Consider the following 26,397-nt stretch of genomic DNA (forward strand, 5'->3'; position numbering starts at 1 on the left):
GGATCTGTCGGAAATATCATTAATAAACATGTAATCCTATTAACCAATGGATTTTTCTAAAGCTAAACCGTGTTCAGTATTTAATGGGTAATGACTAGATTCGTTCTATCACCCAAAAGAAAAGGTGATCCAATTGGATTATTCGAAACGTGACTTCCCACTAACGAATAATGTGGAAAAGGTAGTAGGTTGATATTACGTACACGTTAATAGCATTCTATGAAAACAGTACTGTATTCATTATCACGTTTTATTTCACAAAAGCACTTCGAGGGCTTAGTCCTTCATGCTGATTTTGGCACTCAATATACAGGCTGTGAATGTACTTTGTCTTTATTAAAGTAGGAAGAAGTCTACCAAGTATAATATCTTGACTTTTTATATACCAATATTAGCGGTGCATTAAATAAATTCATGACAAATTTTCATGTTCACCGGATGGAATAGTAGAAAAAACCGCTTCCTAGTAATTAGAAACGGCTTAAACATATCGCGCTTTACTTTGTTTTTCAATTAGAATAAAGGTTATGAATTGTAAATTATTGACTTTTTCAACTGGGTGGTCACTATAAACCCATTTCAAGTTACCAGTGCATCGATCAAATTAATTTAAATAGTTTCCGTAAAGATCGTTTCATCATAAGCTGGAGAATGAAATAACAACATACCTAGACTATATCTTTTTGAAAATTAAGGCTTAATAAGAGAGTCTGGAAAAAGAAAAGATCCTTATTGGAATTCTTTCTTAAAAGAATAGGTTTCGGTTAGCCCTTGGAAAATATCTGTCTTTGGATACCAATTAAGCGATTGCCGTGCTTTCCTGTTATCAAGGCAGCTGTGCTTGATATCTCCTGTTCTTTCGGCTGAATGGACTGTTTTCACTTTGGAGCCATGAATTTGTGTGAGCATTTTCAATAGTTGATTTACTGACGTTTTCTGTGAAGTGCTGACCTGGATTGTTTCATGATTTCCACGATTCACTGAGGCAATGTTAGCATGTACTATATCTTTCACATATATAAAATCACGAGTTTGTTCACCGTCACCGTGAATGCTTAAAGGCATTCCTTTTTTGAGTTTTTCTAAAAAGACTGCGACGACTCCACCTTCTCCTTTAGCTGTTTGTCTAGGCCCATAAACGTTGCCATAGCGGAGAATCGTATAAGGGAGTCCATATAGCTGATGGAATAAACGGATATATGATTCGGCTGTTAATTTTGATAAGCCGTAATAAGAAATAGGGCTTGTCAGGTCTTCTTCAGAAATCAAGTCTTTCTGTAAATTACCATAAACCCCGGAGGTAGAAGAAAAAATCACCTTTCTTACAGAAGCTTCATGACACGCCTCTAGGATATTTACCGTTCCATTAATATTTACATTAGCATCATATTGGGGTTCATGAATTGATCTTCCCACATCAGCCTGAGCAGCCAAATGGAATACAACATCTGGCTTTTCTCCAACAATAATTTTTTTAGCTTCCGCACTGCATATATCTTCAGTATGGATTATTGCATGTGGATGTACATAGTCTCTTTGTCCAGATATCATGTTATCTAATACATGTACCTCTGCACCATTGGAGATAAGTTCCTCAACGAGATGGGAACCAATAAATCCTGCCCCTCCAGTCACAATAGCCTTCATACATCATACTCCTTTATATATTTTTAGTATTGTATGTTAGCTAATAATAAGGGTTTAAGACAGATACCTAGTATTCTATAAAAAATGGATAAAGAAAGATGCTGACGAAAAGGAAAGGGTTCAGTATCTTCTTTGTAGTCATAAACTATTTTTCTTTTTTGAAATTGCTCTTTCATATGCACCTAGCACATTTTGAACAGCTTTATCAGGTGACCAATGTTCCAGACCCCATTTTTGGGCATTGGCTCCTAGCCTGCACCTATATTGATCATGTTCTAGTAAATAATTAATATTGATGCATAACATTTGTGCATCCCCTGCAGGTGTCAATACGCCTGTTACTCCATGTTCAATGATTTCAGGTACTCCCCCCACGTCACTGGCAATTACGGCCTTTCCAGCAATTTGTGCTTCTATTACAGACAAAGGCTGATTTTCCATCAATGTTGGAAGAACGAAAATATCCGAAATGGATAACAAATAAGGAATATCATCCCGTCTCCCCATAAAGGCCACGTTACTTTCCAAGCCCATGGCCTTGCTTTTATTTTTTAAATCCATTTCCTTGGGACCGTGCCCAACTATCCAACAAACCCAATCATTTCTAGTTTTTTTTAATTCCGAGAGTGCGCCTATTAAATGATGCACCCCTTTAAACTCATTCAGGCGTCCTGTATAAATAATCACTTTCTTATCGGCTGGGCGTTGAATCTCGGTTTTCTCTTCCACTCGTTTCAGGAAGGATTCGGTATCATATCCATAATGAAAAACGCTAAGTTGTTCTTTCGGCACTTTAAATTCATCCGTTAAAATATTTCTCATCCATTCATTGGCTACAATTGTACAGTCAGCCGAGGTCGCACCTTCATATTCATATTGGTTAAAATAATCACATCCTAGTTTTGTGAAGCTTTTCTTTAGCGTTTTGGAACTGTAGTACGCGCTCTTGAGCTCGTGAGCCACACAACCATGGAGGGTAGCGACTAGAGCGGTTTTTTCGGATCTGATTCGGTTAATGCAGACCGTTGAAAATATATCCTGTGTATGAATGACATCATATGGTTCCAAACCTAGATAATTAGCTCCTAACTGAAAGAAATTACACCGTGATTCATAATAATGGATCACTGGATCCTTATCAATGGGTAAATAATTTTGGTCCATCAATATCGAGATATTTTTTGGCAGCAGCGCATCCCTATATATCTTTCGATTTTCATTAATGATGTGAACAAATTCATGGTTCTCACCAAAGCTTAGGAAATCGACCTCATGTCCTAGAGTTTCAAGCTTATCTTTTAATTGCTGCATATAGTTCCATACCCCACCGACATGTGGAGTCTCCCAAAACGTGGCAAGCAGTATTTTCATGAAAATATCTCCTGTCAGTTAGTACTTTGAAGTTCATCATTTCCATATTCTTTTTTTATGAATATTCAGGAAATAAACTTGTGTTATAGACGGATGCCTTCTTAGCATAATATTCTTGATACCGAATATTTTCAAATGAAGAAAAGAACTAAAAAAGAGTGACTGGTAAGAAATTCATGTTTGTTCTGCAAGTATCATAATGATAAAAACGGGTATATCCCTGGAAATCTTTTATTCTCACTTTGTAAGTGATTGAAAAGGATATGTATTTTTAAAACTAAAAAGTACAAAAAAATAGCGAGCTCCTGTAAAATACAGATACGCGCTCGCTATATAGTTGTTTGATATTGCTCTCATAAAAGAGGAAGACATCTTAGGTGAATGTTCCGGTTGATGATCCTTAACCTTTGGCATTATTAGTCGGAATATGCAGCAGCGTTAAAACTTTCAGGGCCAGTACGAGTTGGTGCAACTGGCACCCCGCCAGGTATACTGACAAACGCTTCATAAGCCAAAAGTCCTGTTGGGGGGTTAGGTGGTAAATAGTCAGCACCGGTTACAGTGATTATATTTCTAGAAGCAACTAATAAGGCGCCTGCAGCTGGTGCTGTTTCTGTAGCTGAATAAACAAGGACACGCCCTGGTCCTTGGCCTCTGTAAATTTCGATGAGGACGGGGACTAATACAGCAGCTAAAGAACTAATGGCAACTGTTGCAGTGAATTGAACACGAAGGTTAGGTCCAGCACCTGATGTGACTAGGCCAAGTGTTCCAAAACGCGCGGGAGTTGAGGAAAGTGGAATTGCAATCTGCCCACTCTGACTTATGTTCTGCGAAATCCTAGCGTCTAAAAATCTTCCCATAATTAACACCTCTTATCTAATGGTATACCTCCAATATATTAATGTTTTATATTATTGTATGGACAAGTTATCCATTTTCCGAAAAATATAATTATTTTTTTTCGAATCACATAAAGCATAGAGTGTATTACCTAAATTCCTCTATGGAGTTGTATCGCCTCATTTACACTTCAAAATTATTAGAAGCATGCACGAAAAGGGCGTTCTCAGAAATAGGTGGAACCTGCCTATCAGAATCCGCTTAAACTTGTCCTAACTGTTCTAAGGTTCTTATTAGCTAGGAAAAAGCTTCTCATGAGTTTAATAGCTTTTGTTTTTCAATTCGAAATTCTTCCTCAGTAAGGTAGCCCTGTTCTTTCAATTCTGCTAACTTCTTAAGATCCTCTATATGATTGGAACTATTTACTGGAACAGAATTAAACAAAACCAATATTTGATTTGTACCTGTGCGATCAAGTACCCGATACCCTTGCTTTCCTTTTGTGGCTATTCCTTCACCATTTGGCATACAGTACCCATTAACTTCGCAACTGCCATCATCTCTAACTAACAGTTTTCCTAACAGACCAATGGCTATCCATTCAGGTCTGCTACTGCGAGGTTTGTATTCAAGCGTAGCATCCCAATCCGGGTTTATAACTGGTCTTAGTTCTGTCCGTTGGGGCACGATCACATTTCCGGTAGCGTCTAATACAGAAGGAAGTGTGATGTTTTCATACAAAATTTCACCCCATTCTGTAGTCAAGTACTTGTGTTTCCACCTAAGCTCTCCACTATCAGCTAAGAAGGCAGGTTTTGCACTTGAGATTCCAAGTATATAATCATCTTGACCATTTGCAATTCGCACTTTATCCTTTTCCAACGTAACGAAGTACCCGAATTCGATTGGGTATCCATCTGTCGTTTCGAACATTTCCGCATAATCTGCTGCCGGGGTGGTGAGGGTTCCATCAATTTTTATATTACCGTTACTTAAAATTTTAGCAGCCAAACCAGGCGTTGAGGCATTTGTGCCATTTGCCAGATACCAAGAATACGGAAGCTCATTTGCTGCACCAAATTGTCCCATGACATGGACGCCTTCCAAGAGGTTTGCATTAGTTGATTGTCCCTCTGTGTGGGAAAATAAACCAGAAGCAACCGTGTTAACACCCTCAGCGTGAGAGGTGAAACCGCTCGCAATGTTTAGAGCTCCCTCAGCATGAGAGTTTTGGCCGAGTGCTTGAGTCTGATTTCCTTCAGCATGGGAAAGATCCCCGGAAGCAACGGTGCGTTGCCCTTCAGCATGGGCAAAACTTCCACCAGCCAACGTCAAGTTTCCTTCTGCGTGTGAGGCTCTTCCGTTAGCTACCGTCTGATCTCCTTCGGCATGCGAAGATTCCCCTTGAGCCCTAGTCGCTTGTCCTTCTGCATGAGAAACAAGCCCACTAGCGACCGTATTTTCACCCTCAGCATGAGATGCAATACCAGAGGCAGTCGTTAGACTTCCCTCTGCATGAGCAAATAAGTTCAAGGCTCGTGAGTTCGAACCTTCAGCATGGGAGGCATTACCCGAGGCTAAGGAAGAGTTGCCTTCAGAATGGGCAGCGATACCCTCCGCTTTAGTATTTGAACCTTCTGCGTGGGAAGTTTCTCCGCTAGCTGTGGTACGAAAACCCTCTGCGTGCGAAGCCGCACCGCTAGCTGTCGTGGTATAGCCCTCTGCATGTGCGACATCAGCTGTCGTGTTCGTCTGAAACCCCTCTGTATGGGAAGCGTTCCCACCTGCTGTTGTGCCACTTCCTTCCGCATGAGAAGCAACTCCGTTGGCAATTGTATTGATCCCTTCGGCTTCTGAACAATTTCCAATTGGATTTTGATTACAACCATTCGTCATATTAATTCTCTCCTTAGGTATTAGATTTATCAAAGACTTATTAAGTTCACATTCACTGTATTAACCGGCTTTCTTCGGAAATAAAAATCTTTTAAGCTGTAAATATAGTGGAAATCTTCATTATTTCTATAGCTATTCATCATACGGAAAAACACGTTTCGTGAGAATAATAATTATTCTTAATTTTACAACTATTAGGCGATTCCCTTTATTAAATATGACTTCTTTTTTCTGAAGACAGCATGATTGACCCTGTTATTATGGTATGCCTCTGGAACATATTGATATGGACAAATCATTCAATTATAGGGACTTTAAATTTTTCCATTGTTAGGTAATCCAATATTTTTCAACAAAATTTAAAAAGTAAATATTAAAATGAAAACTCACATTGATAAAACACATAATAAAATCTTGTCACTCAAATGTTTAAAGTTTGGGAGTTATATCGTTTAAATGATATTTATAATTTATTTGCGCTTTTATTATTATTTGGGGAGAGTAGCCCATAGCAACAGGGAGATTAAAGGCATAATGTAATAAAGAGACCGTGTTTGTGATGAAATAAGGATTTTATAGAAATGGTAAAGGTTAAGTATTAAGTGCCTTGAAATGGATAAAGGTGAATAATGAGCATTAATGGGGTTTCGATGAGTTGTTTTGTATTTGAATGGTTTATCTGACTCTTAGTGAACAAATGGGTAGTGGTTAATCAAAAATCCTACAGAGTTTGTATCTATTATAAAAAATTCTCCAAAAACATAGAGTTTAGCGAGTATTAACATCAATAGTGATTGGATGAGAAATCAATGAATCAACAAGGCAAATTAATAATCACAGGAGCTAGTGGGTTTACCGGTCAGCATGCATGTGCACACTTTCTGAAATCTGGTTTTGATATTACAGCAGTTTCAAGAAAAAAGATAAATTTCGAAAAAGAAATCCACACAGAATGTTGTGATCTTACAAATAAAAAGGATGTATACAGCCTGGTTAAAAGTATCAAACCTCATTTCCTTCTTCATTTAGCAGGCCAAAATCACGTTGGAGAATCATGGTTGGACCCAGTTTCATCGTTGGAAGCAAATTCCATGTCCACCGCTTATTTAATAGATGCCCTTCGTAAAGAAAGTCCAACCTGTAAAATCTTGATAGTTGGCTCCGCTCTTCAATTTGATCCAACATCTATATCCACACTTTCCCATCCATATAGTTTAAGTAAAACACTTCAAGTACTTATCGCACAATCATGGACAGTTTTATACAATATGGATATCGTCATAGCAAAACCATCTAATTTAATTGGACCAGGATTCTCAAAAGGTGTTTGTTCTGTTTTTGCACAAAAAATTGTAGAGATGGAAGAGCAAAAGGCAGAAAAAGTTCTCGAGGTTCATAATCTGAATGCCAAACGTGATTTTCTTGACGTAAGAGATGCAGTTAGAGCTTATGAAGTTCTATTGAAAAAGGGGAAGTCCGGAGAAATATATGATGTTGCTTCAGGTAATAATTGTACTCTAGGAGAAATCATTGAAGGATATAAATTGTTAACATCCGAAGAAATACAGGTGAAGTTGAAACGAAATGATTTAATTGAAAAAAATATTGAAAGCGATCCTATTAAGCTTGTGAATTTAGGATGGAAGCAAAGAATTTCACTTGAATCATCTTTATTGGCCATTCTTAACTTTTATCGTCGACAAAAGTGAAAATGCCGGAAAAAATAATTTTTTATTAAACAATCGATTTACTACATGATACTTCTTGTATCTGTATTAATCATTTTAATTTTTACAGGGGGGTAGGCAATGGATCCGAAAGTATCAATCATTATTCCTTTTTACAATTGCTCCTATATAGATCAAGCTATTCAAAGTGCACTAAATCAAACCTATAAGAATATAGAGATTATAGTAGTAGATGACGGTTCAACAATTTTTACTGAAAAAATTCAACCATTTTTGGGGCGGGTACTTTACTTAAGAAAAGAGAACGGTGGAACTGCTACGGCATTAAACCATGGTATACAGGCTGCATCGGGAGAGTATATTGCCTGGTTAAGTTCGGATGATTATTTTCTTCCTGAAAAGGTATTCAAGCAAATAACTTTTATGCTCAAAAATAATGCAGAAATAAGTTTTACGAATTATGATTGTATCAATAAAAATAATCAAGTAATACTTAATTGGGTCGGAGAACGCTTTTCGGATATTGAAAACGGAGTGTATCAAGCTTTTTTATTTCGAAATCCTGTTAATGGCTGTACAGTCGTTATGAAAAAAGAGATATTTGATAAGATTGGTTATTTTATTCCATATCATCGTTATACACATGATTATGAAATGTGGTTTCGGTTACTAGTAAACGGCTATAAGATGTATTATTTAGATGAAAGCTTAACAAAATTGAGGCAGCACAATGAGTCGGGTACAAGTAAATTTCAACCTGAAATGAAGAAAGAAATAGCCATAATTGAAAACTATTATCGACCACTTCTTATGAAAAACATGAAGGCTTTTTTATAAGGGTCATATATATTTATTAGATGAATGGTTATAAAGTCAAAGAAAATTTGATTTTTTATCGCTATACTCAAAATCGTAGGGAAAGATTAGTAAAATTTTTATACAAAAAACTTGGTGTAATATAAATATAAAGCCTTAATTGAAGCTAATAATCTATAAATAGTTTTGGCATTCGATAAATTTTTCACCTAAAAGAAAAGGGAAGTTATCGTTGTTTGGTGACAGCGGAGTAAGTATATAGAAACATAAGCCGGAATTTACTTTTCCGGCTTTAAGTTTCTTTTTATTATTAAAAATTTATTCCGAGTGATCTAAGCATGTTGATAAAATTTTGGCAATATAAATCTGGATTAAAATGTGTTTTTACATGTCTAAGGGCATTTAATCGTATTTCTTCTCTTAATTTATGGTTGTTCATTAATTCATTTGCCTCTTTGACTGCTTCGGATACATTCCCTAGAGCATAATATTTTCCAGTTTGATTATGAATGATTGAGCTTCTTACGCCATCGGAATCGGTCGTCAACACAGGGCATTTACAACTCATTGCCTCGAGAAGTGAGTAAGGGGCTCCTTCCACTTTTGAGGTTGAACATAAAAAACCTCCTGAATCGCCGACAAGTGAGAAATATTTGGCCATTTCGGAATTAGGAACATTTGAATGAAGAGTGAGGTATTTGTTCAAATTTAATTGTGTTATTAAATTTTTAAATTGGATTCTTTCTTTTGGGTCACCAATAGTGGGATCTTCAAACATATACAATTGTATGTTTGAATTTATTTGGTGGATAAGTTGATAACCTATTTGAAGAAATTCCCTCCAATTCTTGTTATCCTCAATTCTGCCGATCCATGCAATTTTTGGTCCACCTACTAATGGAAATGACCGGTAAGAAAATTGATTCGTATCGAAGCAATTATTGAAACTGAATTTTGGAATTGAAGGATAAAGTTCAGATAATAATTGCATGATGTGTGGTGTTTTTGGATTAAGGAATCCATCTGCGTAGGCTGTGACATGTGGAATAGCATTTGTAAGTGCCGCCCTTGCTGCACTTTTGGGGCCGTATCCTTGAATTTCTATAATCATCTTTCCTTTAAAACCCATACTTCTGAATCTGGGTAAGGCTAGGAAATCTGAAACCACAACGATTGCGCTATATTTTCCATCTTCTAAAATTTTCTTGATTTCGATATCATCATTCGAAATGAATGTTGGGGCGTTGTGATCATTTATATGTTTTCTTTTATTTGTATAATAAAGGAAATGTGCATTAATATTAAATTTCTTTAGTGCGGCCGATCGTTGTCGATTTAATGTCTCCACTCCTCCACTTGGAACATAGAAAACAAACAGTATATTCATATTTCTCCTCCTAAAATAAACCAATATGATTTTTATATAACAGTGATTAAAGGGTTGAAACCCTATATAAACAGGCTACAAGTCTAAATTGATTCGTACATCTTGGATGAGTCCAAAACATATGTATTATATATATGATATAGGGACCGATTTTATTTTGATATCCAGATAATACACGCCATTTTTTGAGGAGAATGTCATTTAAAGGTTTTTACGCATCTAAATAAGTGTGAGACTAACTGTAATTTACGAATAACTCAAGGGTTACAATGTTTAAGTGAGCAAGGATCCAGATTTGTATTAAAAGGTATATTGATGGAGGGGTGGTTCAAGTATGTCAATGGTATCTATCATTGTTCCTTTCTATAATTGTCCATACATTGATCAGGCATTGGAAAGTTTGGTCAACCAAACATATAAACATATAGAAATAATCGTCGTAAACGATGGTTCCACACAATATAAAGATAAAATTGTTCCTTACTTAGATAAGATAAAGTATATCGAAAAGAAGAATGGAGGAACGGCGAGTGCCTTAAATATGGGTATAAAAAATGCCACTGGTAATTACATTTGTTGGCTGAGTTCAGATGATATTTTTTATCCTGAAAAAACAGAAGTGCAGTTGGACTTCATGCAAAGGAATCGTGCCCTCTTTAGTTATACAAGTTATCATTGTATAAATGAAAAAAGCGAAATTATCACTGCTAACTTAGGCATAAACCCGCCTAACCGACTTGAACTAATCAAAGCAATGAGCAGGGGAAATATTATAAATGGCTGTTCTGTAATGATTCATAGGAAGGTATTTAATCTTTTAGGTGTATTTGATGAAAAACTTCCATACACTCACGATTATGAATTATGGTTACGAGTAGTACAAAAATTTGATATACACTTTGTACCTCAACCACTATTGCTTTATAGAGTTCATATGCAAATGGGCTCAATGAAGCATGCAAATGCTATCACAAAGGAAAAGAGCCTCGTTGTTAGCCGTCATGGTGATAACATGCGACAATTACTGAAAAGGTTGCTGAGGAAACATTAAAAAATCAAATTCACAGTTTATGAAACTAATTCTGTAGGATATTTTAACTTACATCTCCGATACCTCAATCTGTTTCTATCTTGTCCATAAATTGTATTTGAACTTTTATTTTGCTTTTATATTTAAGTATTTGGTATATATAGATTTTTGATTTTACAAACTAATGGTTTTATCGATACCTCAGATTGATCACGATGAAAATTAAAAACGAAGCAGAGTATCAATACTCTGCTTCCTTCGAAGATACAGAGTTCAAGCAGATTTTGACTAAAGGAAATTATGATGTAGTTGTAATTACATCAGATAGTGGAGCATTGCCTCGATTTGAAATCTCGGATATAAAGGAAAAAAATTAATTTATGAACTCCAAGGTTTTGGAGCAATAGATCAAGCAAGACGGATGTGTTAATACAAGTAAAGCCAATTATTACTAAATATAAAGACGGGTTATTAAACCCAAGAACCCATATATCACTCAGTTATTTAACGAATTATCCCCAACTGTTTTAGAAAGATATAATATGAACTATAAAATAATGCTTGACTGTTTAGGTCTTACTAAAAAGTAAGTTCTTTTAAATAAGTTTTTTTTAATCCTTTTTTATGGGCTTTTATATTAATTCAGCTGTGCGATTTGAACTTATAAACTTTTTTAATTAATAAATTCTCCATATTTATATACTTATATTAAACCTTTGTCCATGGCAGTTATAGTGAAGAATACATAGTGTAATAAGAGTGAATTTAACTGATGCCTCAGTGCACAAGTGTAAAAGAGAAAGTGCCTTTTTTCCTCGGGCAAATAAGAGCTATTGAAATAGACGTTCTTTACCTTTAAGTATCTAATAGAAAGGTATTGCCGGATTAAATATCAAATCGCTTAGTCATAGTACAAATTTCCTGAGCAATGAGAACATTTCTTAGAGAATAGATAGGTTAATAATAAAAAAACAACAGAAGGTGAGATAATTGGAAAAATATTATGTAGTAGGAGCTCAACAAAAGAACGGAGTCTACAAAGACTGGGAACAATATCAAAAGGGTGTGATACTAAAAGTTTCTCCAGGACACAATCTCATTGAGAAATGTATAGAATATATTTCACCTCCAGAAGTTATTCCACAAAAATCCCCTTCCATTTCATTCACAGCAGCGACCATTGAAAACAATCATCTATATGTAGGCACGCAGACGGAAATATTAGTGTATACCCTTCCGAACTTTCAAAAAGTTGGTTATCTATCACTTCCTTGTTTTAATGACATTCATCATGTTAGTCCTACATCAAAAGGGAATTTACTCGTTGTAAATACTGGTTTGGATATGGTGCTTGAGATATCGCCTATAGGAAAAATTTTAAATGAATGGCATGTTTTTGGAGAGAATATATGGCAAAAATTTTCCCGCACGATCGATTATCGTAAAATAGCCACTACGAAACCCCATCAATCGCATCCTAACTTTGTATTTCAAATCGGAAAAGATATTTGGGCAACCCGCTGCTTGCAGGAAGATGCAATCTGTTTAACTGAACCTAAAAAACAAATTCAAATTGGCGGAGAAAAGGTTCATGACGGTATTGTGTTTGGAGATTCGATTTACTTTACTCAAGTAAACGGACAAGTGGTCAGGGTTGATATCCATACACTTAGAGTAAAACAAGTATTTAATTTAAATAACTACACCAACACTAATAAAAATTTGGGTTGGTGCAGAGGGATTATCGTGCTTGATGAACATAAGGTGATAGTTGGGTTTTCAAGAATAAGACCCTCCAAAAAGTTTAAAGAAGACGGAACAATTATCATGGAAGGAGAATATGGTAGTTTACCAACAAGGATCGCTTGTTATGATTTAAAACATGGAAAATTATTATGGGAGCAACAGCTTGAGGAATATAATTTGAATGCAATATATTCGATTCATAAAGCTTAGAAATCATTCAACTATATAATGAGCAAGTTTGATATCAGGCGATAAAAAAAGATGTAGTACTTTTTGGAGTTAGAGGAAGGGCTTCCTATAGACGGCCGTTTTAAATTCCAATAATAATATTATTTAACCCATGAAGTGACCAATAAATGATTACATTGGGCGTTGTTAGTTAATTTGTCTTTCGGGAAATTGACTAACAAGCTCAAATTCATTTTAGCAGAGTGCTTTCCAAGCGTTTGTTATACAATCTCGATTTTAAATACGAGATAACCGCGAGGATTCCTGGTGTATTTGGTTTTTGATACAAGAGTGATAAGCTTGTTGACTCAACTGTCATATTAGTAAGCAATTGTATGTAGCTCCTTCTAAAAACTCCTTATAATGTTCCTATTTAGGCACCAATTGTTGCTCATGAGTTGCTTAATTCTTCAGACGGATCCTCTTTTCAGCTTTCACCTTAAAGTCAGATGAAAAGCAAACGAACAATCAGATACTTCTTGATTGACATGAGGAAAAATCTTTACCACGTTCATTGACCCACTAAATTATCTGAATTGAATTCAGACAGGTTCCTAGTTTTCAGAAATAGAAAAATCTCGAATATGACCTTTTTTGAAGTGTCTATAATAGGGATATTCACAGATAAATTTTACAATTTTTTGTTTTAAATGAAATCCAATACAGTTTATGAAACCTTTGCATATCCTATTTAGAGATTTCTATATATACGGGAGATTACTCTATATAGTTGAGTGAAAATAAATGACTGAAAATAATACCATTAGTAAAAGAATGAATTCAGAGAATCTATATTTGACGAGCACACGTTTATAGGGTGTGGATTCGGCTCTTACATCGGAAAAATACAATATTGATAATCAATAAATCGGATAAATGAGGACCCTACAGCAATAATTTAGGTGTGAATTAAGGACTCTTTTTATGTTGGATGAATATACAAAGGTAAAAGGAATCGTTTTGTAGGAGGAAAACATGAAAAAGCTCATCATATTCGCGTTTATCGGTTTTTTGGCTCAGTTAATTGATGGATCCTTAGGGATGGCATATGGGGTTACTTCAACCTCTCTGTTGTTGACATTTGGAATTGCCCCTGCAGTGGCTTCTGCATCCGTACATTTGTCCGAGGTAGTGACTACTGCTGCTTCTGGTATATCCCATATGAAATTCGGGAACGTTGATCGTCAAGCGCTTTTAAAATTAATCATTCCTGGTTCAATTGGGGCATTTGCGGGAGCGTGTTTTTTGAGTAATTTACCAGGAAATGTAGTAAGACCTTATATTTCGATCTTTTTGTTAATTCTTGGCGTATATGTACTTTTTCGTTTTTTAATTATGTCTAAAACAAGAAGTGAAAGAAAATCAATTAATATATCAAGAAAAAAATCAATCGTTTTGGGGTTAATGGCTGGATTTGCAGATGCAACCGGTGGGGGAGGGTGGGGTCCGATTACAACTCCAGTCCTTTTATCCCAAAAAGGTGTTCCTGCTAGAAAAGTAGTTGGTACGGTGGATACGAGTGAGTTTGCTGTTGCTGTTTCTGCAACATTGGGGTTTCTTATTGCATTAGGTTGGCAGGAAGTGAACTGGTTTTGGGTAATTGCACTTATGGCAGGCGGAATTATTGCAGCACCAATCGCTGCCTGGATCGTTACAAAATTGCCATCTTATTTATTGGGAGTCCTTGTAGGGGGATTTATTATTTTGACCAATGCACGAACGTTGATTAACACTTGGACGTTTACTGATCATTGGTCTCTCGTTATTTATATGCTCATATCAATTGGCTGGACAGTTTCTATAGTCTATGCCATACGGAATAACAAAAATCCTGTTCCATAACGAAAAAGTAAAGGGGAGATTATATGGGTCAAGATGAGTATATCCATCATCATTCATTTTCTATTACAAAAGAACTTAGGCAAGCTTTACACGGACATAAAAGTTTTATTCTTTGGTTTACAGGTTTATCAGGTTCAGGTAAGTCAACCATAGCGAATCTGGTCGAAGGAAGACTTCATGAGAAGGGGATCTCGACATATATTTTAGATGGAGATAATTTACGGAATGGATTAAATGAAGACCTTGGTTTTAGTTCTGAAGATAGAAAGGAAAATATACGCCGAATAGGGGAAGTTGCCAAAGTTTTTGTCGATAGCGGGATCGTTGTATTAGCCACGTTTATTTCGCCTTATATTAGTGACCGAGAAGATGTCAGAAAAAAGGTACAACAGGGTGAATTTCTTGAGATATATGTCAAATGTCCTTTAGAAGCCTGTGAGAAACGAGATCCCAAAGGGTTATATAAGAAAGCTAGAATAGGGGAGATCACTCAATTCACTGGGATTTCAGCCCCTTATGAAGAACCGGTAAACCCTGAAATCATTATTGAAACCAGTCAATATTCTATTGAAGAATGTGTGCAGCAGATCATGAACTTCTTAAAAGATAATGGGCATTTAGGGGATGTCAATATTTAGGTCTCAAAAAGTCACAATGGAACGTACAAATGATAGAGGTGTTATATATGGATGTTCAAAAAACCATCATTGAACCACATGGCGGAAAGCTGATTAATCGTGAATTAACAGGAATTGCTCGTAAAGAGTATTTGGAAAAGTGCAAATCCCTTTCATCCCTTACTATCTCAGAATGGATTATTTCGGATCTGGAAATGATTTCAAATGGTGGATTTAGTCCACTTATTGGATTTATGGGGGAAAAAGATTACCAGAGCGTCTTAAAATATATGCATCTGGCAAACGGATTACCATGGACACTTCCGGTTACTCTTCCTGTTACAAAGGCAGAAGCGAAGAGTATAAATGTGGGGGATGAAGTGGCTCTATATAGTGTTGAGGGAGAACTGTCCGGGGTCATTCAGGTAGAAGAAATGTTTGAATACGATAAACAGGAAGAAGCTAGACTCGTTTATAAAACAATAGACTCTAACCACCCTGGGGTCAAAAAGCTATTTGAGCAAGGGGACATATATATTGCTGGACCTATTTTTCTGGTAAATAGGCCTTCACATAAACCGTTTGAAGAATTTTATATGAGTCCAAACGAAACTAGAAAAATGTTCACCGACTTAGGTTGGAATACTGTGGTCGGATTTCAAACTAGAAATCCAGTGCACCGAGCCCATGAATACTTGCAAAAAACAGCATTAGAAACGGTTGATGGGCTTTTGTTGAATCCACTTGTGGGTGAAACGAAAAAGGATGATATACCTGCATATATACGGATGGAAAGCTATCAAATTTTATTGAAATATTACTACCCATTGGACCGAGTCCGACTTGCAATTTATACAGCGGCTATGCGTTATGCCGGTCCTAGGGAAGCGGTCTTTCATGCGCTTGTTCGAAAGAATTATGGTTGCACACACTTTATTGTCGGCCGCGATCATGCTGGGGTAGGAAATTATTATGGAACGTACGATGCACAAGAAATTTTTAGCCAGTTCGACCCTATGAAAATAGGTATTAAACCATTGTTTTTTGAACATAGCTTTTACTGTAAAAAGTGTATGAATATGGCTTCATTGAAGACATGCCCTCATTCTGCTGACGATAGGTTCATTTTAAGTGGAACGAAAGTCAGGGAAATGCTTCATGATGGTCTTACACCACCACCGGAATTTACTCGCCCTGAGGTGGCAGAAGTTCTTATTAGGGGCATGAAGAAAAAATAAAATGACAAATAAACTTGTGAAAAATGTTTTGTGGGATTCTATGAGTAACAGTTCATATAGGGACATGAAATATTTTTATAAAATAAGCCTCTTTGTAAGTGGATATCTTTAAAACAATTTTTATATTACCTTGAAAATTTGGATCAGACATAAGCATAGTCGTGGACATATTGGACAACAGCAGTACATTATTGATGGTGAAGAGTCAAAAGCTAAAAAAGCTCCTAAAGATGTAAAAGGGGGAATGGAGGCAATAACGATTATGAGGTAGTTAGGGAAATGCCCAAGGAACACTAACCTATTCGGATTTTTGTGTTTTGCCTTTCTGGACCCGGTGAATCTTATATTGTTTATTTTAAAGGTCCAGGATCTGCTTCGTGGCGAGCTTGAGTAGGTCCCCGTCACGTAGGCCGGTCTTGGAGCCTACAACAAACAAGATATATTCACGCTCAGCCCCATTTCATATATTTTAACTGCTGTTGACCACAGATCGGCTGCACACCTTTTGGTTGCGTCAGCTCCATCGACTATTCTTTCTTCTTCATTCAAAATTTAACTTCTAAATTCTTCAAACCCACGATTTGAATACTATTTTTTCTCTTTTTGTCCGTATTAAGAGAAGAATCTTGAAAAGTTAATGAAATCAAGGATTTGAATGTATGGTAATTAAACTAAATTAAAAAAAAGGTACCCCTTCTTCAACTATAGGGCAGCATTCATGTAATGAGTAAAAATAAGATTTGAGCATAAAAAGACATCTAGTATGATAAAGTGTCCTGGAGCTGGCAGCTAAAGGGACAAAATTATCGAAACAAGGAGGCCCTATCATGATTTATAACCAATTTGAGGAAATCGCTCAAATTTCTTTTGAAACACTTATAATAGGTGTCGATATTGAAATATTCAAATATGTAGCCAGTTTCTTCGAAAATACGAAATAAGGGTTTTGGCATTTTCTGGACTGGGTTTCGCAAGTAAAACGTGTTCAAAGAAATGGGAAGGAAATGAAGATTTACAACTTTCTAAAACTAAATGCGTTATCACATGAACTTGTAGAATTCTCAGGACAGGAGCTATTAAACCACTTTAGAAAGGCTGTTTTATGCAGTTAGGACTTAGTAAAATTCAAGGATTGAAACATGCAGCTAGTACCTCTATTGATTTACCAAAAACCTGACGTTCAAGAAATGTTGGCCATTAAGGGAATAGGAAGAGCAGTCCCTGATCGCTTTGTGTAACAAACTCATTAGGGTTTTATAAAAAATATTTGAATTTCGGGAAGATAAAATGTTGAAGGACATTACTCATATGGCAGGACACCAGATAGCAGAAGCAGTCGATTAATTCTTGTGAGATCGGTTTTAATAGTATGGTTTCAATGGTTTTTAGACATTTAAAGCACGGATTAATCAGTAAAGCAACTAAACTTTGGGCATGGAGACCTTCTGGGGCATTTTGACTAACATCCACCTTAGAGAAATGTTGGAATTTGAGAGCGAATATTGTGAGACATGGAGGATTGTCCTCCACGAGATATGTTGACATTGACCAGCACGATCATAATTCACAAGTTAAGGAAGGTATGGAAGTAGAATATGAAGAAGCATTTCGTGGGGCATCAAAAATTATTTATTAAATGAAAGGGTACAAATCTAACGAATTAATAGCGTTGTATGGAAGTTGAGGAGAAATATTTACCACTGGTGCAATGGGATACATTAGAAGACCATATAATTGGATTTAGACAACCCAAAAAGTTTCAGAATGAAAAATTACATATAAGTATGACACAACTTCCTAACCATTTTCATTTTTATTCTCTGTGGTGAAGCACTGTTTTGTGCTACATGGAAGGCAATGGCTGCGTTATTACCATAAGAAGGCCGCCAATTCCGCGGCCTTTTAAACGTATGATTCTTAGCATTATCGTACATTTTTTTTCCAATCTACTCTAGCCGTCGGTTTATGAGTTTTTATTGTTTCCAATGGCTTTATGATAAAAATTAAGAGTGTTGTTGATCATTTTATCCATTGACCATCGTTTATGCGCCCATAACTTGGCATGATGGGAAAACTGCTCTCTAAGTAAGTCATTTTCCAAAAGGTATTTTAATTTTATATAAAGTTGTTGACTATTTCCTGCAGGAAAAACTAATCCATTTTGTCCATTTGATACCATTTCAGGAAGTGCAGCTGCATCGCTTACGATAGCAGGAAGTCCGATCAATTGTGCTTCCATTAGTGAGTGCGGTTGTGTATCTTGCAATCCAGGTAATACAAAGATATCTGCTTGTTTAAGAAAATGGGGGACATTGTTTGTAACTCCTAAAAACTTGACTTCATTTGTAAGACCTAATCTTGTGCAATTTCCTTGGAGTTCAGATTGCATTGCCCCCTCTCCTAAAATCCAGCACTCCCAATCTCTTCTATCAAGCTTTAACTTTGCGAGCGCTTCAATGAGGTATTGAATTCCTTTCAAAAACACAAGGCGACCCGTAAAAAGAATGATCTTTTTATCCTTCGGTCGAGAAATGGGTGATTCTCCTTTAGAACGGCTTAAAAATCCTTCAATGTCCATTCCGTCCGAAAAGGTAAACAGTTTTTTTGGCATAACTGAAAATTCGTTAACAATCTTGTTATACGACCATTTAGAAGGTGCATGAATGTAGTCACTAGCATGATAACCTTCATACTCTAATGCATTGTGGTATTGATATTCAAACATCTGTTTAATTTGTTCATCCGTTTTATTGCGATGCAGTGTTTTAAGATGATAGAAAATACCTCCTGATAGATAGCCATGAGCACTAGTCACTAAAGGAATATGTTTCGGTTTTACCCTTCTTAGCGCATCCGCAGCAATTACATCTTGTGCATGAATGATATCATATTGGTTAAGTCCGTAATATAAAGCTGACAATTCTAATGAGTAACGGTATTCCTCCGTTTTGTCTATCCATTGATTAGAATGCTGAGGAAGAATTCTCTTTAGTTTTGCATCAATATGAGGAGTAATTTGTGAAATGGAAAGCTCCGGTTTTCGTCCAATAATTCGGTATTTGGTAGCATTTAAATTGTGGCTAAGAATGTCAACACTATGCCCTAAACGCTCAAGCCGTTCCTTTAATTGTGAGACAAAACTCCAAATTCCGCCAAGAGCCGGAAGTGGATAGTAAGAAGCAATTAATATTTTCATCTCTATTAACCCTCCCTTCAGTATTTTGGTGTTAGCTTGATTAACAGATGTATAGCTCTTTCCTGATCATAATCATTAATGGGCTAGTATAAAATCGAAAAACATTGTCCATGTAGTTTATATGTCACTTTCAATTTCACTTTGAAACGAATAATCGCATTCATACCATACTCTTCAACCTGTTGTTCCCACAGTTGTTTTCCCTTTTTCAAATCAAAGCAGACAATTGTCGGTAATACACCATATTCCCTATACCATGAAATAGTTCCATCAGCTTCTGTTTTTTTAGGTCGTATTCTTGTAAAGCCTGAGAAAGAACACTGCCTATAGATTGGGGGTACTGCTTTTTTTAGTGAGCCACCTGGGCCTTATAATATTCCAAATCATCTTCCACACTATCGAATTTCATACGAGGAAGTCCTTTCAAGGGGTTTTTTCAAGCCCCTCATTACCGTTATTTCCGCACTAACCCCTCTACTTTTAAGCTCATATTTCTTCGCTGTGGCTAATTGGATACCCTTATCATACAAATAAATTTGTACAACTTGTATCTTTAATTCCTTGGAAAATTGATATGTATCCCCTTTTTTAGGAAAAATAAGATCTATCCAAGTAGTTGTTTAACATCCATGTTATTTCATGGGCTTATTATACAGTCTAACTAAGGGGAAAATATCATGCGCAAGCGGATGTAGAGTAATATATTTTAAAAATTGATGATATTCAAATCCCATAAAGCTAGTGATTTATCAGTATAGTTCATTTCTCCTTCCGTACAATTCTCATTAATAACCAAGATGGGTTTTGGAAAGTTGAATGGCTCAATCTCTAGATTAAGAGGGCGCCAGCTTCCTGTTCTTATTTCTTGATTAAACGTAAGGTTTGTAAATGTTGTCGTTAATAAATACCTCGACTGGCTTGCTTTAAAATTGTTTAAAGCTGAATGAATATCAGAAAGACTAAAATGTACGAGACAATCTCTACAGAGGATTAAATCACCTGTAGGCAATCGATCTTTTGTAATGTCCATATGAAAAAAATGGACATTGTTTAATGGATATTCTTTTTTATTTCTTTTTATTATGTCATCGACGATATCAATCCCAATATATAATTCTGTATTTTTGTATATTTCCTTCATCCAATTAAAATCACCACATGGTGCATCTATCATTTTTTTTATCTGAAGTTGTTTTATCATGCTTGGTAATTCCTGAATGAGTGTTTTGGTTTGAGTAAGTGATGAACCCGTACCAGATACAGACTCAGAGTTTCCCCACATGTTTTTCTTATAAATATTTGTAAATAGCTCTTTCATTTACATTCTCACCTTTCATCATTTTGTTAATTTATAAAGGAATTAATAAAACGACATGACTCGAAAGGGTGATCTGTAAAATCTAGAAATCTATATTGAATTTGGCAAAGTACCAATCATCATCATATTTTCGTTTTTGAAAGTAAGCCCGTCGTTGCTTTTTAACTCCATCAAGGAGCACTTGGGATTCAATCGGGTTTGCTTTTACATGTATCATGAGTTTTTTGCACTTTTGGATGCGGTGAGTATTAAAATGAGAGTAGGCCATCCTTAATAAATTATAATAAACTTCATCATAGCTAACTTCATACGGGTGAGCTTTTCTGAACAAATGGATTATTTTTACATTAGGCAGAGCGTGGCAGCGGAATCCAAATAGCCATAGCTTAATTGAAAGCTCTACATCTTCATGTCCCCAAGTTTTAAATCCCGTTTCAAATCCGCCCACATCTTCAAACACTTTTTTTGAGATAATAAAACATCCTCCGGGTAATACGGCAGTTTCAAAGAGGCCATTTTGTTTAGCGTTCCATTTAATTCTGAGGTTTGACTTTAAGGTCATACCATAGCCAATGAAATCGGAATTGCCAAACGAAGCGATTGCTGGGGTTACTGCATCAGATTTTCCTGTAAGCAGGGGTTCTACAATATGATCGATCCACAAATCTTCAAACTGTAAATGGGCGTCGCAAAAAATCAGGAATTCTCCAGAAGCTTTTGCTGCTCCTAAATTTCGTGCGCTGGCAGCTCCAACGCCATTTGTTTCAAAAAGCTTAACCTGGTTTGCGTGATTATAGGTATTAAGAAAATCGCAGCAATCATCTGATGATCCATCGTTTATAATAATCACTTCAAAGGAATAATCTGTAGCAACTGAAAATAATGAATCGAGAGTGTTTTTCACATTTTCCCCTTCATTTTTGGCTGGGAAAATTATTGAAATTAAAGGATGATTTTTCACTTCATTTATCTCTCCTTTTGTAACGATTTTTCATTATCAAGAAAAATTCAAGGACTGTGATATTGATGTTAAGAGGTGGATTATCACAATCCTTGATCATCGGTTGAAAGTGGTAATTAAGTTTCAGTTTGTAGTTCAAATAGTTAAAGTGAGGGTATATATTCTCTAAATAATGGTTATTATTAATGCTTTCTAAAATTCTTAAAGGGATCTATCGCTGTTTTTTGCACTCCGGAATGTAAATTATATAAAGGATGATTTTTATAAAACATATCTAATGAAAATGAATCTGAATTAGTGTTTTTAAATTTAGTATCTTGGTAATCTTTTTTCTGATACGATGACAAGATCCTAGAATTATAATTTTGTTGAGTTCGATCAATTTCTGTGTAACTCGGTTTATTTAGGGGAGAGGATATTTGACTATGTGATGTTTGCATATTAAAATTTTGGGTTGTATTTTTTTGTTGGTTTGTTTCATTCGAGAATCGAAACGCACTTGGTTGATTAATTACTTCTTTGTTATTTGGCGAATTGAAATTTCCCATATTAACACGAGTATTTCCAATTTGCTGTTGTATTCCATTTTTATTAAAAGGTTTTTCCACTTTTCCTGTTGCTTGCAAATGATCTTTTTCTCGTTGTTTAATATATTTTGTTCGTTCATCTTTATCATGTATTTCTTTTGCTTTTTGATCATTTACCGTTTTATTTATATTTTCTATTTTTTGCAAATAACTAATTTCTTTATCTTTTAAATCTATTATGGAACCGGTTAAGTTCTTAATTTCCTGTTGATGTTGACTTTCATTTTCTTTTAAATTGATAATCGTCTGTTCTAAATGATCAATCTCGGCTTTATATTTATTTTCTTGCTCTGAAACACGAGCAATCGTTTGATTCAAATGATCTATTTCTTGTTGATGTAGATTTTCATTTTCCTTAAAATTAATAATCATTTGCTCTAGGTTTTCAATTTCGGCTTTATATTTATTTTCTTGCTCCGAAACAAAAGCGATCGTTTGATTTAACTGCTCGATTTCCTGTTGACGATGATTTTCATTTTCCTTTAGATTGCAAATCGTCTGTTCTAAATGATTAATCTCGGCTTTATATTTATTCTCTTGCTCCGAAACAAGAGCAATCGTTTGATTTAACTGCTCGATTTCCTGTTGACGATGATTTTCATTTTCCTTTAGATTGTAAATCGTCTGTTCTAAATGATCAATCTCGGCTTTATATTTATTATCTTGCTCCGAAACAAGAGCAATCGTTTGATTTAACTGCTCGATTTCTTGTTGATGTTGATTATCATTTTCCTTTAAATTGATAATCGTCTGTTCTAAATGATCAATCTCGGCTTTATATTTATTTTCTTGCTCTGAAACAAGAGCAATCGTTTGATTTAACTGCTCGATTTCTTGTTGATGGTTATCTTCATTTTTCTTAAAATTAATAAGCATTTGCTCCAGGTTATCAATCTCCGCTTTATACTTATTTTCTTGCCCTGAAAAAAGAGCAATCGATTGATGTAACTGCTCGATTTCTTGTTGATGGTTATCTTCATTTTCCTTAAAATCAATAATCATTTGCCCTAGGTTTTTAATCTCGGTTTTATATTTATTTTCCTGTTCGGATAGGCGGTCGATCGTTTGAGTATAATTTTTAATTTCATGTTTAAAGTTGTCGATAACTTGTATATGATGATTTTCCTTTTCGGAAAGTTCAATCATGGCTTTTTCTAATCTTTCAATCTCCTCTTTATATTTATTTTCTTGTTGGGATACAACGCTAATCGTTTGATTTAACTGTTCAAGTTCTTGTTGATGGTAATTCTCTTTATCCTTTAAATCTATAATCATCTGTTCTAAATTTGCAATATCCACCTTATATTGACTTTCCTGTTCCGATAGTTGGCCGATCAGTTGGGAATAATTTTCAATTTCAAGTTTAAAGTTTTCGATAACTTGTGTTTGCTTTTCTTCTTTTTCGGAAAGTTCGATCAGGGCTTTTTCTAAACGTTCAATCTCCACTTTATATTTATTTTCTTGCTCCGAAACAAGAGCAATCGTTTGATTTAACTGCTCGATTTCTTGTTGATGGTAGTTCTCTTTATCCTTTATATCGGTAATCATCAGTTCCAAATTCTCAATGTTCAATTTATATTGACTTTCCTGTTCGGACAGGTGGTCGATTGTTTGCGTATAATTTTCAATGTCATGTTTAAAGTTGTCGATAACTTGTATATGATGATTTTCCTTTTCGGAAAGTTCAATCATGGATTTCTCTAAATTTTCAATCTCCACTTTATATTTATTTTCTTGTTGGGATTCAACACTAATCGTTTGATTTAACTGATCGATTTCTTGTTGATGGTAGGACTCTTTTTCCTTTAGATCGGAAATCATCTGTTCTAAATTAGCAATGTCCTCCTTATATTCATTTTGCTGTTCCGATAGTTGATCGATCATTTGAGTATAATTTTCATTTTCATGTTTAAAGTTGTCGATAACTTGTTTCTGCTGCTCTTCCTTTTTGGAAAGTTCGATCATGGATTTCTCTAAATTTTCAATCTCGGTTTTATAATTATTTTCTTGTTGGGTTACAACGCTAATCGTATCATTTAACTGTTTGATTTCTAGTTGATGGTAGTTTTCTTTTTCCTTTAGTTCGGAAATCATCTGTTCCAAGTTCTCAATATTCACTTTATATTGACTTTCCTGTTCGGATAGGCGGCCTATCGTTTGCGTATAATTTTCAATGTCATGTTTAAAGCTTTCGATAATCTGTTTATGATGCCTTTCCTTTTCAGAAAGCTCGAACATGGCTTTTTCTAAGTTTTCAATCTCTACTATATATTTATTTTTTTGTTGGGATGCATCGCTAATCGTTTGATTTAACTGCTCGATTTCTTGTTGATGGTAGGACTCTTTTTCCTTTTGATCGGAAATCATCTGTTCTAAATTAGCAATGTCCACCTTAAATTGACTTTCCTGTTCGGATAGGTGGCCAATCATTTGGGTATAATTTTCAATTTCAAGTTTAAAGTTTTCGATAACTTGTTTCTGCTGCGCTTCCTTTTCAGTAAGTTCGATCATCGATTTCTCTAAATTATCAATCTCCGTTTTATATTGACTTTCTTGTTGGGATGCATCGCTAATCGTTTGATTTAACTGCTCGATTTCTTGTTGATGGTAGGACTCTTTTTCCTTTAGATCGGAAATCATCTGTTCTAAATTAGCAATGTCCACCTTGAATTGACTTTCCTTTTCGGATAGGTGGCCAATCATTTGGGTATAATTTTCAATTTCAAGTTTAAAGTTTTCGATAACTTGTTTCTGCTGCGCTTCCTTTTCAGTAAGTTCGATCATCGATTTCTCTAAATTATCAATCTCCGTTTTATATTGACTTTCTTGTTGGGATGCATCGCTAATCGTTTGATTTAACTGCTCGATTTCTTGTTGATGGTAGGACTCTTTTTCCTTTAGATCGGAAATCATCTGTTCTAAATTAGCAATGTCCACCTTGAATTGACTTTCCTGTTCGGATAGGTGGCTAATCTTTGAAATATAATGATCAATTTCTTTCTTATATTTTTTTATATCTTTTTTATGATGCTCTTCCTTATCTGAAAGTGCTTTTTCTAAATGATTCATCTCCACTTTATATTGCTTTTCTTGATCGTATAAAAGATCTATGGTTTTAGTAAGCTGATTCATTTCATTTTTATAATTCATTTCTTTTTCGTTGAGAGAATGAATGGTTCCTTTTAACTCTTGAATTTCATTTTTGAAAATATTTTGCTCGTGAAAATAAAACATAACTTTTTCAACCAATTTCTCAATCTCTAAATTTATGCTTTGTACATCTAAGTTAGTTATTTTTTTATTTACTGGAGCAAGAAGGGATTTCACCTCTGTAAGCCCATCAGCCATTTTTTGAAAACCATCATGGCTTTTAAATTCCTCATTTTTAACATATTGTTTTTGAGCAGACTCATAATCTTTAACTTTCTTTTGAAGAGAAGCAATTTCACTTTGTAATAATTTATTCTTATCTCCAAGAGTTTTTATGTCGTTATTTTTCTTTTCATCGTTTGTTTTGGTTTCTTTAAAGTACTGTAGTTCAGCCTTATATTTCTTAATTTCTTCTTCCAATTTCTGAACCTTGGTTTCTGCACTCTTTCTTTCATGTTCCTTCCGATTGATTAGTTCTTGATATGATCTTTGTTCATTTACCATTTCTTCATTGTGTTTTATTAGTTTTCTTATTTTCTTTTTACTATAATCGACTTCGTATTCATTAACTTTTGATTTGTATAGGGAAAGTTCAGATCTAAGATGAATGATCATTTGCTGAAGTTGAACTGGAGTTATTTTATTCAATTTACTTTTTTGATTTTCATTGGCTTTTTCATCATCTGTGTACAAAATAACCACTCCTTATTTTTGATCACGTGTGAACAGGCGGTAATCTCCGGCCATTACTAATAAGGAATCAATTAGATAGGATGAGATTGAGCGACTGTAAATGACCAAGAAGTTCCTATGCGGAGATGTTTATCAAGATTTTT

At 35.2% G+C, this 26,397-nt stretch carries 17 protein-coding genes; 8 read left to right on the top strand and 9 right to left on the bottom strand.

Annotation, left to right across the window (positions count from 1 at the left end):
* Nucleotides 1-729: 729 nt before the first annotated feature.
* The 4 genes from A6755_RS13555 to A6755_RS13570 all read right to left on the bottom strand — a co-directional run bounded on the left by A6755_RS13555 (nt 730) and on the right by A6755_RS13570 (nt 5,757).
* Nucleotides 730-1,647 (bottom strand): NAD-dependent epimerase/dehydratase family protein, encoded by a 918-nt coding sequence (locus A6755_RS13555; protein WP_063590951.1) that lies wholly within the window; start codon nt 1,645-1,647, stop codon nt 730-732.
* Between the two features lie 138 nt (nt 1,648-1,785).
* Nucleotides 1,786-3,018: a glycosyltransferase family 4 protein gene (locus A6755_RS13560; protein ID WP_063590952.1), complete on the bottom strand. Its 1,233-nt coding sequence runs from the start codon at nt 3,016-3,018 to the stop codon at nt 1,786-1,788.
* 416 nt (nt 3,019-3,434) lie between these two features.
* Nucleotides 3,435-3,881, bottom strand: a complete 447-nt coding sequence (locus A6755_RS13565) for a hypothetical protein (RefSeq protein ID WP_063590953.1) — start codon at nt 3,879-3,881, stop codon at nt 3,435-3,437.
* Nucleotides 3,882-4,173: 292 nt separating this feature from the next.
* The gene (locus A6755_RS13570; protein ID WP_063590954.1) at nt 4,174-5,757 is read right to left on the bottom strand and encodes a peptidase G2 autoproteolytic cleavage domain-containing protein; all 1,584 of its coding nucleotides are present in this window, start codon (nt 5,755-5,757) and stop codon (nt 4,174-4,176) included.
* 809 nt (nt 5,758-6,566) lie between these two features.
* Here A6755_RS13570 and A6755_RS13575 point away from each other — a divergent pair.
* Both A6755_RS13575 and A6755_RS13580 read left to right on the top strand, forming a co-directional pair.
* Complete coding sequence (locus A6755_RS13575) at nt 6,567-7,466, top strand: NAD-dependent epimerase/dehydratase family protein (protein ID WP_063590955.1); 900 nt, start codon at nt 6,567-6,569, stop codon at nt 7,464-7,466.
* Nucleotides 7,467-7,565: 99 nt separating this feature from the next.
* Nucleotides 7,566-8,282: a glycosyltransferase gene (locus A6755_RS13580; RefSeq protein WP_063590956.1), complete on the top strand. Its 717-nt coding sequence runs from the start codon at nt 7,566-7,568 to the stop codon at nt 8,280-8,282.
* Between the two features lie 289 nt (nt 8,283-8,571).
* Here the strand turns inward: A6755_RS13580 and A6755_RS13585 are convergent, their stop codons facing one another.
* Nucleotides 8,572-9,648: a glycosyltransferase family 4 protein gene (locus A6755_RS13585; protein ID WP_063590957.1), complete on the bottom strand. Its 1,077-nt coding sequence runs from the start codon at nt 9,646-9,648 to the stop codon at nt 8,572-8,574.
* 334 nt (nt 9,649-9,982) lie between these two features.
* Here A6755_RS13585 and A6755_RS13590 point away from each other — a divergent pair, with 334 nt between their 5' ends.
* The 6 genes from A6755_RS13590 to sat all read left to right on the top strand — a co-directional run bounded on the left by A6755_RS13590 (nt 9,983) and on the right by sat (nt 16,349).
* Entirely contained in the window at nt 9,983-10,699 is a 717-nt protein-coding gene (locus tag A6755_RS13590) for a glycosyltransferase family 2 protein (protein WP_063590958.1), read from the top strand.
* Between the two features lie 194 nt (nt 10,700-10,893).
* The gene (locus A6755_RS27085) at nt 10,894-11,055 is read left to right on the top strand and encodes a hypothetical protein (RefSeq protein WP_174878716.1); all 162 of its coding nucleotides are present in this window, start codon (nt 10,894-10,896) and stop codon (nt 11,053-11,055) included.
* A gap of 613 nt (nt 11,056-11,668) precedes the next feature.
* A complete protein-coding gene (locus A6755_RS13595; protein ID WP_063590959.1) occupies nt 11,669-12,634 on the top strand; it encodes a hypothetical protein in 966 nt (321 codons plus the stop codon).
* Between the two features lie 993 nt (nt 12,635-13,627).
* Nucleotides 13,628-14,494 (top strand): sulfite exporter TauE/SafE family protein, encoded by an 867-nt coding sequence (locus tag A6755_RS13600; RefSeq protein WP_063590960.1) that lies wholly within the window; start codon nt 13,628-13,630, stop codon nt 14,492-14,494.
* Between the two features lie 23 nt (nt 14,495-14,517).
* The gene (gene cysC / locus A6755_RS13605; protein ID WP_063590961.1) at nt 14,518-15,132 is read left to right on the top strand and encodes an adenylyl-sulfate kinase; all 615 of its coding nucleotides are present in this window, start codon (nt 14,518-14,520) and stop codon (nt 15,130-15,132) included.
* Nucleotides 15,133-15,179: 47 nt separating this feature from the next.
* The gene (sat, locus tag A6755_RS13610) at nt 15,180-16,349 is read left to right on the top strand and encodes a sulfate adenylyltransferase (protein WP_063590962.1); all 1,170 of its coding nucleotides are present in this window, start codon (nt 15,180-15,182) and stop codon (nt 16,347-16,349) included.
* 1,963 nt (nt 16,350-18,312) lie between these two features.
* Here the strand turns inward: sat and A6755_RS13615 are convergent.
* From A6755_RS13615 to A6755_RS13630, 4 genes are all read right to left on the bottom strand, one after another.
* The gene (locus tag A6755_RS13615; RefSeq protein WP_063590963.1) at nt 18,313-19,545 is read right to left on the bottom strand and encodes a glycosyltransferase family 4 protein; all 1,233 of its coding nucleotides are present in this window, start codon (nt 19,543-19,545) and stop codon (nt 18,313-18,315) included.
* Nucleotides 19,546-20,251: 706 nt separating this feature from the next.
* Nucleotides 20,252-20,863, bottom strand: coding sequence for a class I SAM-dependent methyltransferase (locus A6755_RS13620; protein ID WP_063590964.1), 612 nt, complete (start codon nt 20,861-20,863; stop codon nt 20,252-20,254).
* Between the two features lie 82 nt (nt 20,864-20,945).
* Nucleotides 20,946-21,824, bottom strand: coding sequence for a glycosyltransferase family 2 protein (locus A6755_RS13625; protein WP_134402137.1), 879 nt, complete (start codon nt 21,822-21,824; stop codon nt 20,946-20,948).
* 182 nt (nt 21,825-22,006) lie between these two features.
* A complete protein-coding gene (locus A6755_RS13630) occupies nt 22,007-26,254 on the bottom strand; it encodes a hypothetical protein (protein WP_063590966.1) in 4,248 nt (1,415 codons plus the stop codon).
* Nucleotides 26,255-26,397: the final 143 nt, after the last annotated feature.

This window comes from Peribacillus frigoritolerans, assembly GCF_001636405.1.
Lineage (GTDB): Bacteria > Bacillota > Bacilli > Bacillales > DSM-1321 > Peribacillus > Peribacillus frigoritolerans.